The organism is Saccharopolyspora hirsuta, assembly GCF_008630535.1.
In the GTDB taxonomy this organism is placed as follows: domain Bacteria; phylum Actinomycetota; class Actinomycetes; order Mycobacteriales; family Pseudonocardiaceae; genus Saccharopolyspora; species Saccharopolyspora hirsuta.
The window spans coordinates 35,285-50,227 of sequence record NZ_VWPH01000017.1 but is presented as its reverse complement, the minus strand read 5'-3'; the positions used below and the strand labels follow the sequence as shown (position 1 = coordinate 50,227).

Here is a 14,943-nt window from a genome sequence, read left to right as displayed (position 1 = left end):
CACGCCGGAACCGGGAAGAACAGACCTGTTAGGCGGATTCTTCGTGAATCTTCCCCAACCACACCGCGGTCGCCCCGGGCAGCACGCCGTCCCAGCTGGTCGCGGCGTCGCTGCGGCAGAGCAGGCGGCCGGGCAGGTCCAGGGCGACATCCTCGGTGCCGAAGTTGGTGGCGCACAGGAAGTCCGAGCCGCGGCGGAAGACCAGCACGTCTTCGGGCGCGTCGACCCACTCCAGCTCACCGTCGCCGAGCGCCGGGTGCTCCCGCCGCAGCGCCAAGGCATCGCGGTAGGTGCGCAGCACCGAGCTCGGGGTGCTCTCCTGCGCGGCGACGGTCGCGGTCGCCCACTCCTCCGGCGCGGGCAGCCAGCTCTCCCCCGCGCTGAAGCCGAACGGCGGTCGGTCGCCGGACCACGGCATCGGCACCCGGCAGCCGTCGCGGCCCGGGTCGGTGCCGCCGGAGCGCTTCCAGATCGGGTCCTGGCGCACTTCGTCGGGCAGGTCCAGCACCTCCGGCAGGCCGAGCTCCTCGCCCTGGTAGACGTAGACCGAACCGGGCAGCGCGAAGCTGAACAGCGCCGCCGCGCGGGCTCGCCGCTCGCCGAGCTCGCCGCCGCCGTAGCGGGTCACCGGGCGCTGGACGTCGTGGTTGCCGAGCACCCAGGTGGTGGTCGCGCCGACCTCGGCCGTGGTGGCCAGCGATTCCGCCACCACCTTCCGGAACTCCGCGGCCGACCAGGGCGCTTCCAGCAGCGCGAAGTTGAACGCCTGGTGCAGCTCGTCGGGGCGCACGTAGCGGGCCAGCCGCTCGCTGGTCGACGCCCACGCCTCGGCCACGCCGATACGCTCACCGCGGTAGGAGTCGAAGAGCTGCCGCCAGTCGCGGTAGATCTCGTGCACCTCGTCCTGGTCGAAGTAGGGCAGCTCGCCGCGCCCCAGCAGGGAGATCTGCTCGTCCAGACCGGTGTCGGGCAGGTCCGGGTGCTTGATCATGCCGTGCGCGACGTCGATGCGGAACCCGTCCACGCCGCGGTCCAGCCAGAACTTCAGCACCTTGCGGAAGTCCGCGCGCACCAGCGGGTTCCGCCAGTTCAGGTCGGGTTGCCGCGGGTCGAACAGGTGCAGGTACCACTGGCCGTCGGGGAGCCGGGTCCAGGCCGGGCCGCCGAAGATCGACTCCCAGTCGTTGGGCGGCAGTTCGCCGCGCTCGCCCCGGCCGTCGCGGAACAGGTACCGCTCGCGGGCGGGCTCGCCCGGTGCGGCCGCCAGCGCCTCGACGAACCACGGGTGCTCGTCGGAGGTGTGGTTGGGCACGATGTCGACGAGCACCCGCAGGCCCAGCTCGTGGGCCCGGGCGAGCAGCGCGTCGAAGTCGGCCAGCGAGCCGAAGGTCGGGTCCACGCCGCAGTAGTCGGCCACGTCGTAGCCGCCGTCGGCCATCGGCGACGGGTAGAACGGGGTCAGCCACACGGCGTCCGCGCCGAGGGAGACCAGGTGCGGCAGCCGGTCCCGGATCCCGGCCAGGTCGCCGATGCCATCGCCGTCGCCGTCGGCGAAGCTGCGCACGTAGACCTGGTAGACGACGGCGTCACGCCACCAATTCGACATCCTTGCTCCTTGCGGGTCGCGGCACGGTTGCGGGCCCGTGCGCGTTTTTCGGTGCTATAGCACCGAAAAGTGCGCACGAGGTCGGGTCACAGCTGTCGGGTGGATTCGCGGACGATCAGGTTCGGCCGGAACATCCGGCTGAAGTTCGTGGACGCCCGCACCGGCTCGTCGGGGTCGAGCTGTCGGGCCAGCTCGTCGACCGCCGCGGCGGCCATGTCGCGGATCGGCTGGGCGAGCGTGGTGAGCGCGGGCTGGCAGTAGGCGGCCAGCGGGATGTCGTCGAAGCCGACCACCGAGATGTCCTCCGGGGTGGCGAGCCCGCGCCGCTTGGCCTCCCGCATCGCGCCGAGCGCCATGACGTCCGACGAGCACAGCACCGCCGTGGGCTTCGGGCCGTCGAGCAGCTCGCCCATGGCCTGCGCACCGCCTTCCGCGCCGAACGGCGCGTGCGCGACCAGGTCCGGGCTCGGTTCCAGCCCGGCCTCCTCCAGCGCCGCCGCCCAGCCCGCCCGCTTCATCCGGGACGGCAGGGCGCGGGCCGGGCCGCTGACGAAGCCGATGCGGCGGTGGCCCAGCTCCAGCAGGTGCCGCGCGGCGGTGTGCCCGGCCAGGTGCTCGTCGACGGTGATGTCCGGGACGTCCAGGCTCGGCGCGCTGCCGTTGACGAACACCATCCGGACACCTTCGGCGCGCAGCTTCTCGTAGTAGCCCCGGCTGCGGCGCTCGTCGTTGTCCGGGTTGGCGATCTCCGGCGACACGAAGATCATGCCCTCGACCCCGCGCGCGACCAGCATCCGGACGTAGTCCTTCTCGGTCATCGCCGCCCGGGTGTTGCACAGCAGCGACGAGTAGCCCGCCAGCGAGGCGCGGCTCTCCAGCGCTTCGGCGAAGGCCGGGAACACCGGGTTGGACAGCTCCGGCACCAGCAGCCCGATGACCCCGGTGCGGCGCAGCGCGCCGGTGCCGCGCGCGGTGTGCGGCATCTGGTTGAGGACTTCGAGGACTCGTTGCCGGGTCTCCTCCTTGATGCCCGCCTTGCGGTTGAGCACCCGGCTCACCGTGGACACGCTCACCCCCGCCGCCTCGGCGATATCGGCCAGACCCGCCACTGCTCCGCTCCTGTCGCGCCGGAACCATCTGCTTGCCGCAATCCTGCACATGATCGAAATATTTTGCAAACATCTCGACCCGAAACATGTCGATCTGATGTCCAATTATCGCTGACGTCCTTGACTTGCATCACATCCTGGGTATGCAATTTAACGCCAAGTGTTCGCAAATTTTTGCAAGCAGGAGGTCCGGACATGAGACCCAAGGCCACGGTCGGCGCCGCCCTGGGCCTGGTCGGCGTGCTCGCCGCCGGGTGCGGTGGCAGCAGCGGCAACCCCGGCGAGGTCGTCTACTGGGACACCAGCGGCTCGGCGGAGAGCGGGGTGTTCCGCGAGATCGCGACCGACTGCGGGCGCACCGGCGGCTACCAGGTGCGCGTCGAAGCGGTCTCCTTCGACCAGGCCCTGAACAACTACAAGACCGCGGCGCAGGGCGGCCAGGGCCCGGACGTGCTGCGCGCCGACGTCGGCTGGGTCGCCCAGCTCGCGCAGGCCGGGCTGATCCAGGACCTGTCGGGCACCCCGCTGGCCGCCGACACCGCCGACTTCCTGCCCGCACCGCTGGAATCCACCAAGCACGAGGGCAAGACCTACGCCGTCCCGCAGGTCACCGACGCGCTCGCGCTGTTCTACGACAAGGCGCAGCTGGCGCAGGCCGGGGTCGAACCGCCGAAGACCTGGGACGAGCTCCGGACGATCGCGCCGAAGCTCGGCGGCGACCGGGCGCTGTTCATCAACAACGACGAGTACTACGCGCTGCCGTTCCTCTACTCGCACGGCGGCGACCTGCTGGACACCGAATCCCGGACCATCGCGGTCAACTCGCCCGAGTCGGTGCGCGGCGTGCAGGTGGCAAAGGACCTGCTCGACGCCGGGGCCGCCCGCACCGCGCTCGACCAGCCGAACTCCTACACCACGATGAAGGCCGCGTTCACCTCCGGCGACGTGGCGATGGTCGTGGACGGGCCGTGGGCGGTCGCGGAGTACCTGCAGTCCGAGCGGTTCGCCGACCCGGCGAACCTCGGCATCGCCCCGGTGCCCGGGGCGGGCACGTCGCCGGTCGGCGGCCACGACTACGTGATCCGGCAGGGCAGCGACGCCACCGACGCCTCGATCAAGTTCGTGCAGTGCATGAGCAGCGCCGAGAACCAGGCCAAGATCGCCGCGCGGCTCGGGCTGCTGCCGACCCGCAAGTCCGCCTACGACGACCCGGCCGTCGCGCAGAACCCCGTGGTCGCGGCGTTCCGGCCGCTGGCCGCCGACACCCACGCCCGGCCGTGGATCCCGGAGAACGCCGAGCTGCTGGAGCCGCTGCAGACCGCCTACGCCGAGATCCTGTCCGGGCGCAAGGAGACCGGGGCCGCGCTGGACGAGCTCGCGCGGACCTACCAGACCTCCGTCGTCCCCGGCTACGCGCTGCGCTGAGGCCGACATGCGATTGCGGAATCTGCTCGCGCGGCACTGGTTCGCCTACGCGATGGTCCTGCCGGTCGTGGCGGTGCTCGCGCTGCTCGTGGTGCTCCCCCTGCTGCAGGGGCTGTTCTTCGGGTTCACCGACATCAACGACACCAACATCGCCAACCCGGTGCTGGACCGCGAGGCGAGCTACGAGTTCGTCGGGCTGGCCAACTACCTCAACGTGCTGTCCGGCGACCCGGCGTACGGCTCGTTCTGGGCGACCCTGGTGCGCACCGTCATCTGGACCGGTGCGTGCGTGTTCTTCCACTACGCGATCGGCCTGGCGCTGGCGATGCTGCTCAACCGGCAGCTGCGGTTCCGCGGGCTGTACCGGGTGCTGCTGATCCTGCCGTGGGCGGTGCCGGTGTTCATCAGCGCCTTCGCCTGGCGGTACCTGTTCAACGCCGAGTACGGGCTGATCAACTGGGCGCTGGAGGCGGTGGGACTGCCCGCGCAGGTGTGGCTGGGCCAGTCCGACCTGGCGCTGGTGTCGGTGATCGTCGTCAACGTCTGGCTGGGCGTGCCGTTCATGATGGTGGCGCTGCTGGGCGGCCTGCAGTCTATCCCCGCCGACCTGCACGAGGCCGCCGAGATCGACGGGGCTTCGCCGTGGCAGCGGTTCGTGCACGTGACGCTGCCGGGGCTGCGGTCGGTGTCGAGCTCGGTGGTGCTGCTCGGGGTGATCTGGACCTTCAACATGTTCCCGGTGATCTACCTGATCACCGAGAACAACCCGCACACCCGGATCCTGGTCACCTACGCCTTCGAGCGGTTCTTCTCCGGCGCGACCCGGGACTACGCCATCGCCTCGACCTACGGCGTGCTGATCCTGTCGGTCCTTCTGGTCTTCGCCACGATCTACCGCCGGGTGATGCGCCGGCAGGGGGAGGTGCTCTGAGATGACCATCGACGCGGCCTCGCTGCGCGCCACCACCGCGGCGGCCCGGCCGAGGACGAGGCGTCAGCGGTCCACCGCGGCCAGCATCGGCCTGCACGCCGCCCTGGCGGTGGCGTCGCTGATCGCGGTGTTCCCGGTGTTCTGGGTGCTGGTGATCTCGTTCAAGCCGGACGCCAAGGCCATCGACCGCACCCCGGCGCTGTTCGCCGATTCCACTCTGGACAACTACTGGAACGTGCTCTCCGGGACCAAGGGCGCGTTCCTGAGCTGGTTCGGCAACTCGGTGCTGATCGCGGCGCTGACCACGGTGCTCGGGGTGCTGCTGGCGGCCACCACCGCCTACTCGCTCAGCCGGTTCCGCTTCCCCGGTCGGGGGTGGCTGCTGCTGTCCTTCCTGGTGGTGCAGATGTTCCCGTTCGCGGTGCTGATCGTGCCGCTGTACAACATCCTGCTGACGCTGGGCCTGCAGGGCAGCGCGCTCGGCCTGGTGCTGGTGTACTGCAGCACCGCGATCCCGTTCTGCACCTACATGCTGAAGGGCTACTTCGACGGGATCCCCGGCGAGATCGACGAGGCGGGCCGGGTGGACGGGCTCTCGCCGTTCGGCGTGTTCTGGCGCCTGGTGCTGCCGCTGGCCAGGCCGGGCCTGGCGGTGACGGCGTTCTACTCGTTCATCGTGGCCTGGAGCGAGGTGGCCTTCGCCTCGGCGTTCCTGTCCGCCGAGGACCGGTCGAAGACCCTGGCGGTCGGGCTGCAGGTGTTCGTCCAGCAGAACCGGGCGGAGTGGGGCCACCTGGCCGCCGCGTCGGTCCTGGTGGCGATCCCCGCGGTGATCGTGTTCTACCTGGTCCAGCGCTTCCTGGTCGGCGGCCTGACCGCGGGCAGCGTCAAGTCCTGACCCGGTGCTCCGCGATTTCAATGGAAATCGGAGGTCTGAATTCCATTGAAATCGCGGAGATCCCCGACACCCCTCCGGCGTGTCGTCCCCCGGCACACCGTCACCGCCGACCGTCCGCGCCCGGCGGAGGCGCAGTTTCAATTGAAACTGCGATCCGGCGTGGAGGGGAGGTGCGGTTTCAATTGAGCCTTTTTCATCCTGTCCGTGGACCGCAGCTGCGAAGGGCGACCGGCACCGTTCGGCAGGTGTCGCATGCGCCGCAGGCGCATAGCCCACCCTCGCAGCTTGCACCGCCGCGGGTTCACGGTGCCCACCCCTCCGGGGTTCCTTCCGGCGAGGACGGCCCTGACGCCGTGTATCGGGTCATACACCAGCCAGGGCACCCGAAGTCCAGGCGGGCGCTGAGGTTCCGCCACCGGCACCGCCACGCAGAACGAGGTTGGAAAAACCTCATTGAAACTGTGATCTCCCGGCAGGCGACTACGCTGGCGGTATGAACGCGTTCACGCTCGGCGGTGCGACCACGATCCTCGACGGTGGTCTGGCCACCGAGCTGGAGGCGCGCGGGCACGACCTCTCCGACTCGCTGTGGTCGGCCAGGCTGCTGGCCGATTCACCGGAGGAGATCGTGGCCGCCCACGCGGCGTTCTTCCGCGCCGGGGCCGAGATCGCCACGACGGCCAGCTACCAGGCGAGCTTCGAGGGCTTCGCGGCGCACGGCATCGAGCGCAACGACGCCGCCAAGCTGATGCGGCGCAGCGTGGAGCTGGCCCGGCTGGCCGGGGACGTCGAACCGGGTCGGCACCGGTGGGTGGCGGCGTCGATCGGCCCGTACGGCGCGGTGCTCGCCGACGGCTCGGAGTACCGCGGCCGCTACGGCCGCACCAAGCAGGAGCTGCGCGACTTCCACCGCCCGCGGCTGGAGGTGCTGGCCGAGTCCGGTCCGGACGTCTTCGCGCTGGAGACCGTCCCGGACGTCGACGAGGCCGAGGCGCTGGTGGAGGCGCTCGACGGGCTGGACGTCCCGGCCTGGCTGTCCTACACCGTCGACGGCGACCGCACCCGCGCCGGGCAGCCGCTGGCGGAGGCGTTCGCGGTGGCCGACAGCGCCGGGATCATCGCGGTCGGCGTCAACTGCTCGGCCCCCGAGGACGTGCTGCCCGCGATCGAGATCGCCCGCGCCACAACGGAGAAGCCGGTCGTCGTCTACCCGAACAGCGGCGAGGGCTGGGACGCGCAGCAGCGCACCTGGACCGGCCGGGCGCACCTGTCCCCCGACCTCGCGCGCAGTTGGCGGGCGGCCGGTGCCCGGGTGATCGGCGGCTGCTGCCGGGTGGGCCCGGAGGACATCTCGGCGGTGACCGAAGCGCTGATTGATCCGGCGGGCTGAACCCGGTTGGGCCGAACCGCCGATCCTGGGGCACTTTTACCGGGCAGTTCACCGGAAAGTTCTTTTCCGACCGATACCTTCGCGGTGGAATTCCTCATCCATCGGCGAAGGGACGGGCATGCGCCGGATCACCAAGCTCCTGGGGGCGGCGGCCGGGGCCGCGCTGCTGTGCCTGGGCGCGACGCAGATGTCCACCGGGGAACCGCTGGCGATCAGCGGGACGACCGTGTTCACCAAGGGCGAGGGCGGCTACAACTGCTTCCGCATCCCCGCGATCGTGCGCACCCAGGACCGCAGCGCGCTGCTGGCGTTCGCCGAGGCGCGCCGGAACAACTGCGACGACACCGGCGACCTCGACGTGGTGCTCAAGCGCTCCACCGATGACGGGAAGTCCTGGCAGGGGCTGGAACTCGTGGCCGACGGCGCCGGGGACACCCGCGGCAACCCGGTCCCGGTCGTGGACCGCGGGACCGGCCGGATCTCCCTGCTCACCACGCACAACCCGGGCGCGGACTGCGCCGGGAACGGCTGCCGCCGAACGCCCTTCCTGCAGCACAGCACGGACCCGCTCGGCAAGGGCTGGACCGAGCCGGAGGCGCAGCCGCAGCTGCTGAAGCCGGAGTGGACCAAGTGGTACGCCACCGGCCCGGGACACGGCCTGCAGATGACGCGCGGCGAGCACAACGGCCGGATGGTCGCGGGCATCAACTACGAGGGCGCCGACGGGCTCAAGGGCGCCGGGATCGTCTACAGCGACGACGGCGGCACGAACTGGCAGCTCGGCGCCCTGGACGACCGGACCGGCGAGAAGATCAAGCCGCAGGAGCTCAGCCTGCTGGAGACCGTCGACGCCGAGCTCTACGTGGCCGCCCGCAACCAGGACAACTCCGGGACCACGGTGGCCGACGGCAACCGGGCGCACGCGGTCAGCGCCGACGGCGGCGAGACCTTCCGCGAACCGTTCTCGGTCGTGCCGCAGCTGCGCGGGCCGGTGGTGCAGGGCTCGGTGGTCCGGCTTCGCGCGACGACCGCCGGCGACCCGAGCAACCTGATCCTGTTCTCCGGGCCGTACAACACCGATCCGGACATGGACCACCGCCGCCACACCATGCGCATCCGCACGTCCGCGGACGAGGGCGCGACCTGGCAGGAGGTCGGCACGGTGGTGGACGCGACGTGGGCGGCGTACTCCGATCTGATCAACCTGGGCGGCGGCTGGGCGGGCCTGCTGTACGAGGCCGGATCACCGGAATCGCAGGACGCGCACCAGACGATCCGCTACGCGAGGTTCAGCGAGAACGACCTGGCGCGCTGAAAACCGTTTGCGCGCCCGGGATCGGCTGCTCCGGCGCGGACCTGGTGATCGACCAGCACCACCTGGACCCGGTCGCCTTCCGCTCGCACGTCGAGCGCACCGTCGTCGGCGCGCGCGTGAGCACTTCGCGGCGCAGGGCCGCGAAGTGCTCAGCGGTGCGTCAGAGCTTGGCTCCGATGTGGAGTGCGAGGCCGGAGTTCGGCGCGACGGTCGCGTCGAACCGGCCGTCCGCGCCCACCTCGACGGTCGTGCCGGTGCACGCGCCGTCCTTCAGCTCACCGCTCATCACGTCGCAGTAGGTCCCGGCGGGCAGCGAGCTCTGGAAGGTCTGCGACAGCTCGCCGCCCTCCCGGTTGATCGCCACGAATCCCTTGTCACCGCGGCCGAAGGCGACCTGACCGCCGCCGTTGTCCCACCAGTTCGTCAGCTCGGTGCCCTGCACCGCGCCGTGGAACCCGGCCATCCCGGCGATGATCGGCCGCCGGTGCTCGCAGGACCAAGCCGAGTTGTCGCAGCTGGCCGCCTGCGTCGTCCCGTCCGCCTCGGCGGGCGGCCCGGCGTCGGGGTCGTCGAAGGCGAAACCGGAGATCAGCTGCGGCGTCCCGTACGGGTAGGCCAGCTCGAACGCGACCGCCAGGTCGTAGGTGACGCCGTCCTTGTAGGTCAGGATCGGCGAGCTGCGCTGCGTGTCGTGGTTGTCGATGAACACCACCGCCTGGTCGCTCGGCAGCGACATCCGCTCCGGCAGGTTCGCCAGCTGCGCCAGCGAACCGTCCCGGACGGCGTTGGCGACCACGCCGTAGTAGCCGAACTCGGTCACGTCCCCGTTCCCGGCGTACTCCCCCGCGGTCGTCGTGCCGTCCGCGATCACCTCCTGGAACACGTAGGGCCGGGCGCCGGTGCCCGGAACGTTCTGCACCGCACCGAAGATCGCACCGACGTCCTCCGGCGGCATGTGCTTGACGCCGTCCACCCGGAAGCCGGACACGCCCATCCCCACCAGGTCGTTCAGGTAGGCGGTCAGCGTGGTGCGGACGTGCTCGGACTCGGTGGCCAGGTCCGCCAGGCCGACCAGCTCGCAGTTGCGGACCTCCCACTTGTCCTGGTAGTTCGCGATGTCGCGGCGGCAACCGTGGAAGTCGGCGTCGGCGTAGATGCCCGGGTAGTCGTACTTCTCGTAGGTCGAGCCGCCGCTGCCCGGTCCGCTGCCGACCGAACCGGAGCCGCTCATGTGGTTCACCACCGCGTCGACGTAGATCTCCACACCGGCGTCGTTGCAGGTCCGCACCATCGCGGCGAACTGCTCCCGGTTACCGCGGCGGCTCTCCAGCTGGTAGCTGACCGGCTGGTAGTCCTGGTACCAGGGGTAGCCCTGGTCACCGAGCACCACGTGCTCCTGCGGCGGCGACACCTGCACCGCACCGAACCCCTTGGGGCCCAGGAAATCGGTGCACTCCCGCGCGACGGATTCCCACGGCCACTGGAACATCTGGACGATGGGCCCGCGCACCGGGGCGGCGGTGGGCACCTCCGCGGTGGCAGTGGGCACCAGCGCTGCGCCGCCGACCGACGCGGCGAGCGCGAGCAATGCCAATCGCATGACAACCTCCTCAGCATCGAGCGGTCGCCATCGATCACATTTTCTTGCGCGAGTTAAGTCAATACGCCATCAGAACCAGGGTTGAACTGCTCCGATGTCTGCAAAAATTTGCAAAACTAGGTCAGCAACCCGGCCACCTCGGTCGCCGCAGCGGCGCCGTAGGCGTCGGTGAAGCGCCGCAGCGCCCGGCCGTGGTCCAGCGTCCACTCCTGCGTCCCGGTCACCTCCAGGACGTGCACCGCGATCAACGACCCCAGCTGCGCGGCCCGCTCCCACGACAGTCCGCTTTGGACACCGGCGAGGAAGCCCGCCCGGAACCCGTCGCCCACGCCGGTCGGATCGACCCTGCCGCGATCGGGCACCGCGGGCACCCGCACCCGCGTTCCGTCGCCGCCGACCACCTCCGCGCCCTCCGCGCCGAGCGTGGTGATCCGGACGCCGACCCGCTCCTGCACGTCGGACTCGGTCCAGCCGGTCTTGTGCAGCAGCAGGCCCCACTCGTACTCGTTGCTGAACAGGTACTCCGCACCCTCGACCACCCGCCGCACCTGCTCGCCGTCGAGGCGGGCCAGCTGCTGCGACGGATCGCTGGCGAACGGGTAACCGCGCTGGCGGCACTCGTCGGCGTGCCGCAGCATCGCCAGCGGATCGTTCGGGCCGATCAGCACCAGGTCCGCGCCGGAGCGGGCCAGCACCGGCGCCAGCTCGACGTTGCGGGCCTCCGCCATCGCTCCGGTGTAGAAGGAGGCGATCTGGTTGAACTCCTCGTCGGTGGTGCACACGAACCGGGCGGTGTGCGCGACCTCCGAGACGTGCACGCCCGAGCAGTCAACTCCGTTGCGCTCCAACCAGGAGCGGTAGTCGGCGAAGTCGTCGCCGACCGCGCCGATCAGCACCGGCCGCTGCCGCAGCACGCCCAGCGCGAAGGCGATGTTGGCCGCGGCGCCGCCCCGCCGCACCACGAGGTCGTCGACCAGGAAGCTCAGCGAGACCTGCGCCAGGCTGTCGGCGACGAGCTGGTCGGTGAACCGGCCGGGGAAGTGCATCAGGTGATCGGTGGCGATGCTGCCGGTGACGGCGACGGGCACGGCGACCTCCCGGGTGTCGCAGCAGGTGAGCGCACGCGCACCGAGCGTACCGCCGACCGCCGCGCCCGGCCGCCGAGCGCGGCGGCGGACAATGGGCGCATGCGCGAAGTGGAGATCCGGGACGACGTGATCCGGCTCGGCCAGCTGCTGAAGCTGGCGGGGCTGGTCGAGCACGGCGCGGAGGCGAAGGAGGTCCTGGAGGAAGGCCTGGTCCAGGTCAACGGCGAGGTGGAGACCCGCCGCGGCAAGCAGATCACCGAAGGCGACGAGGTCGCCCTCGGCCCCGAGACCATCCGCGTCGTCACCCGCTGACGCCTCGTGAGCGGCGATGGCCGCCCTTACCACCACCGCCGCTCACGAACGGTTTCACAGTGCTTCGTGGACGATCCGGCCGTCGACGATCGTGCACGCCACCGGGAGTTCCGGCAGGTCCTGCGGGGCGCAGGTCAGCGGGTCCCCGTCGAACACCGCCAGGTCCGCCCGCATGCCGACCCGGATCCGCCCGGACACCCGCTCCTCCCCCGCGCCGTACGCGGCTTCGGTGGTGTAGCCCGCGAGCACCTGCTCCGCGGTGAGCGCCTGCTCCGGCAGCACCGGCGCCCGGTCCGGTTCCCCGACCGGGCGACGCAGCCGGGCCCCGGCCATGATCTCCCGCGGGTCGTAACCGGCGATCGGCCAGTCCGAGCCGAGCGCGACGTGCCCGCCCGCGGCGAGCACGTCCCGGTACCGCCAGGCCCGCCCGCAGCGCTCCGCGCCGATGCGCGTCGACCAGTTGTCGCTGTGGTCGGGCAGCGTCCAGTCCATGTGCGTGGGCTGCATGGACGCCACCACGTCCAGCTCGGCGAACCTGGCGACGTCGCGGTCCTGGAGCAGCTCGACGTGCTCGATGCGGTGCCGACCGCCGGGGGCGCGCCCCGACGCGGCGTAGGTGTCGAGCGCGAAGGACACCGCCTGGTCGCCGATCGCGTGGGTCCAGCACGGCAGCCCCAGGTCCACCGCGCGCTGCACGGCCTCCGCGTAGGCCCGCGGCTCGCGCCACACCGGGACGGTGCCCTCGCCGCGCGAGTCCGGGTGGCACAGCCACGCGCTGCCGCCGTCGATGGTGCCGTCCAGGAAGAACTTGACCGCACCGGTGCGCCACATCCGGCCGGGCCGGTTCCGCAGGTCCTGGACGATGTCCAGGGTGTCGTCGACGGTGCCCGGCAGGCACCACGGCGCCACCAGCGTCCGCACCGTCAGGTCGCCGCGGTCGTCGAGCACCTCGAACAGCTCGTCGGTGCCCGGCCAGATCGCCAGGTCCAGCATGTGCGCCCCGGTGATGCCGACCGCGTTCTGCGCCCGGTGCAGGTCGGCCACCCGCCGCGCGAGCTCGTCCAGCTCCAGCGGGGGAACGGCGGCGTCGCCGAGCCGCACCGCCGACGTCTCGTGCAGCTCGCCGGTGGGCGTGCCGTCCGGGTCGACGACCACCTCCGAGCGGTCGGCGAACTCCACCGGACCGGTGATGCCCGCTCGCTGCAGGCCCCTGGTGTTCATCAGCGCGGTGTGCGCGTCGATCAGCGTCAGCAGCGCCGGGTGGTCGCCGATGGCGTCGTCGATGTGCTTGCGGTGCAACCAGTCCGGCCGGAAGGCGTTGTACTCCAGGCCGTACCCGAGCAGCCACTCGTCGCGCCCCAGCCGGGCGCTCTCCGCGCGCAGCTTCGCCCGGAGCTCGCCGAGGTCCACCACGCCCCGCAGGTCGAGGCCGCGGATGTCGGCGACGCCGTGCACCGGGTGCTGGTGGGAGTCGACCAGCCCGGGCGTGACGGTGCGCCCCGAGCCGTCGATCACCTGGGTGCGCCGTCCGATGTGGTCGCCGACGTCGTCGCCGACCGCGCAGATGCGACCGTCCCGCACCGCCACCGCGCTCGTCGGCCGTCCGTCCATCGTGATCACCCTGGCACCGGTGATGACGAGGTCCGCAATGGTCACGAGGTACTCCGATCTGCGAAGGAACTGCTGATGACGACCCGGTCGCGCGGTTTGGCCACCGCGAAGTAGACGAGTCCGACGAGGACGATCAGCGCGGTGCCCAGCGGTGCCGCCCACACCTGGTACCACGGGGCGCCCACCGGGGCGAGCAGCGCGCGGGGCCAGGTGATGTTGACGAACTCGAACCCCAGCCACAGCACGGCGCCGAAGTTCAGCGCGGTGCCCGGCCGTCCCAGCCGGACGCGACCGGCGGGCACCCACGTCCCGCGCAGGCGCGCCACCAGCGCGGCGAGGGCGACCAGGAAGAAGGTCAGGTAGAAGGCCGAGGTGCCGAAGGTGATGAGGCTGCCCATGGCGGCGCTGTTCAGCGCCAGCAGCAACCCGACGCACGCCACCGCGGTGACCGCGACGGCGCCGCCGATCGGAGCCTGGCTCCGGCGGCTCACCGTGCGCAGGAATTTGGACAGCGGCAGCACGTCGTCGCGCGCGACCGAGTACAGCGCCCGCGCCGTCGACCCCTGCGCCGCCATCCCGCACGCCAGGAACGCGATGATCACCACGACGACGAAGGGCTTGGCCGACCAGTCACCGAAGGACGCCACCACCGCGGTGGTCACCGGGTCGGCATCGGCCCCGGCCACCACGCTCGCCGGGTCGGGGTGGGTGAGCACCACCGCGAAGGCGTTGAGGATCACCAGCAGGCCGACGCTGAGCAGCGCGATCCAGATCGCGCGCGGCACGTGCCGGGTGGCGTTGCGGGTCTCCTCCGAGGTCGACACGCAGGCGTCGAAGCCGATGAACGCCCAGCCGCCGACGGCCACCGCCGCGACGAACGCGGCGAACCCGGAGCCGTCGAACAGCGCCTCGGTGCCGAAGCCCTCGGTCAGGATCGACCACGGCTGCGAGCGGAACACCAGCAGCAGGGCGACCCCGACCAGCACCGAGGCGATGGCCTCGGCCACCACGCCCATCGCCAGCGCGCGGCGCAGCACGTCCACGCCGAGCATGTTGGTCAGCGAGCACACCACGACGAACACCGCCGCCGCCACGACCAGCTGGTTCGGCGTCGGGGTGACGCCGACGAGGGTGAAGGCCCACGGCGCGGCCAGGTAGGCGATCGTGGTGTTGGCCAGCAGGCTGGAGCACAGCGAGATCCAGCCGGTGAACCAGGCGTAGGACGGGCCGAGCAGCCGCCGGGTCCACTGGTAGGCCCCGCCCGAGATCGGGAACTCGGAGGACAGCTCGGCGTAGAGCGCCAGCAGCAGGCACTGCCCGACCAGGCAGACCGGCAGCGCCCACACCCACCGGGGCCCGGCGATCGTCGCGCCGACCAGCACCACCGCGTAGAGCCCGACGACCGGGGAGATCGTCGCGAAGCCCATCGTGATGTTGCCGAGCACCCCCAGCCCGCGCTTCAGCTGGGGCTCGTAGCCGAGCTCGCGCAGCCGCGCGGAATCCTCGTCGGTGTCCGAATTCTCCCTGGCGGCCGAGGTTTTCATGCCTGCGCCCTCCTTTGGACGGGGCCAACCTAACTAAGTTAGGCAGGGACTGTAGGGCTCCGCCGGGAGTTTGGGAAGACCTCGGCGGCCGACGGATCCCGCGGCCGGACCCGG

At 71.2% G+C, this 14,943-nt stretch carries 12 protein-coding genes; 6 read left to right on the top strand and 6 right to left on the bottom strand.

The features are described from left to right. Nucleotides 1-28 precede the first annotated feature (28 nt). Nucleotides 29-1,606 (bottom strand): glycoside hydrolase family 13 protein, encoded by a 1,578-nt coding sequence (locus tag F1721_RS30085; protein ID WP_150070211.1) that lies wholly within the window; start codon nt 1,604-1,606, stop codon nt 29-31. Nucleotides 1,607-1,692: 86 nt separating this feature from the next. Continuing rightward, entirely contained in the window at nt 1,693-2,715 is a 1,023-nt protein-coding gene (locus tag F1721_RS30080) for a LacI family DNA-binding transcriptional regulator (RefSeq protein WP_150070210.1), read from the bottom strand. A 195-nt stretch (nt 2,716-2,910) separates the two neighbouring features. Between F1721_RS30080 and F1721_RS30075 the strand changes: the two genes are divergently transcribed. From F1721_RS30075 to F1721_RS30055, 5 genes are all read left to right on the top strand, one after another. Then, nucleotides 2,911-4,140: an extracellular solute-binding protein gene (locus F1721_RS30075; protein ID WP_150070209.1), complete on the top strand. Its 1,230-nt coding sequence runs from the start codon at nt 2,911-2,913 to the stop codon at nt 4,138-4,140. A 7-nt stretch (nt 4,141-4,147) separates the two neighbouring features. After that, complete coding sequence (locus F1721_RS30070; protein WP_150070208.1) at nt 4,148-5,071, top strand: carbohydrate ABC transporter permease; 924 nt, start codon at nt 4,148-4,150, stop codon at nt 5,069-5,071. Between the two features lies 1 nt (nt 5,072). Further along, on the top strand, nt 5,073-5,969 hold the full coding sequence (locus tag F1721_RS30065) for a sugar ABC transporter permease (protein WP_150070207.1): 897 nt from the start codon (nt 5,073-5,075) through the stop codon (nt 5,967-5,969). A 493-nt stretch (nt 5,970-6,462) separates the two neighbouring features. Then, nucleotides 6,463-7,359 (top strand): homocysteine S-methyltransferase, encoded by an 897-nt coding sequence (mmuM, locus tag F1721_RS30060; RefSeq protein WP_150070206.1) that lies wholly within the window; start codon nt 6,463-6,465, stop codon nt 7,357-7,359. 118 nt (nt 7,360-7,477) lie between these two features. Beyond that, the gene (locus F1721_RS30055; protein ID WP_150070205.1) at nt 7,478-8,674 is read left to right on the top strand and encodes a sialidase family protein; all 1,197 of its coding nucleotides are present in this window, start codon (nt 7,478-7,480) and stop codon (nt 8,672-8,674) included. A gap of 160 nt (nt 8,675-8,834) precedes the next feature. Here F1721_RS30055 and F1721_RS30050 read toward each other — a convergent pair whose 3' ends face one another. Both F1721_RS30050 and F1721_RS30045 read right to left on the bottom strand, forming a co-directional pair. Then, nucleotides 8,835-10,274, bottom strand: a complete 1,440-nt coding sequence (locus tag F1721_RS30050; protein ID WP_150070204.1) for an alpha-amylase — start codon at nt 10,272-10,274, stop codon at nt 8,835-8,837. 116 nt (nt 10,275-10,390) lie between these two features. After that, nucleotides 10,391-11,320, bottom strand: a complete 930-nt coding sequence (locus F1721_RS30045) for a carbohydrate kinase family protein (RefSeq protein WP_150070322.1) — start codon at nt 11,318-11,320, stop codon at nt 10,391-10,393. Between the two features lie 141 nt (nt 11,321-11,461). On the opposite strand from F1721_RS30045, the gene F1721_RS30040 reads away from it, so the two are divergent. Beyond that, entirely contained in the window at nt 11,462-11,674 is a 213-nt protein-coding gene (locus tag F1721_RS30040; RefSeq protein WP_150070203.1) for an RNA-binding S4 domain-containing protein, read from the top strand. Between the two features lie 54 nt (nt 11,675-11,728). Here the strand turns inward: F1721_RS30040 and F1721_RS30035 are convergent, their stop codons facing one another. Next, the gene (locus F1721_RS30035; RefSeq protein WP_150070202.1) at nt 11,729-13,330 is read right to left on the bottom strand and encodes an amidohydrolase; all 1,602 of its coding nucleotides are present in this window, start codon (nt 13,328-13,330) and stop codon (nt 11,729-11,731) included. After that, nucleotides 13,327-14,829 carry an APC family permease gene (locus tag F1721_RS30030; RefSeq protein ID WP_150070201.1) on the bottom strand — a complete coding sequence of 501 codons (1,503 nt, stop codon included), beginning with the start codon at nt 14,827-14,829 and terminating at the stop codon, nt 13,327-13,329. The genes F1721_RS30035 and F1721_RS30030 overlap by 4 nt, the downstream gene beginning before the upstream one ends. Nucleotides 14,830-14,943 lie beyond the last annotated feature (114 nt).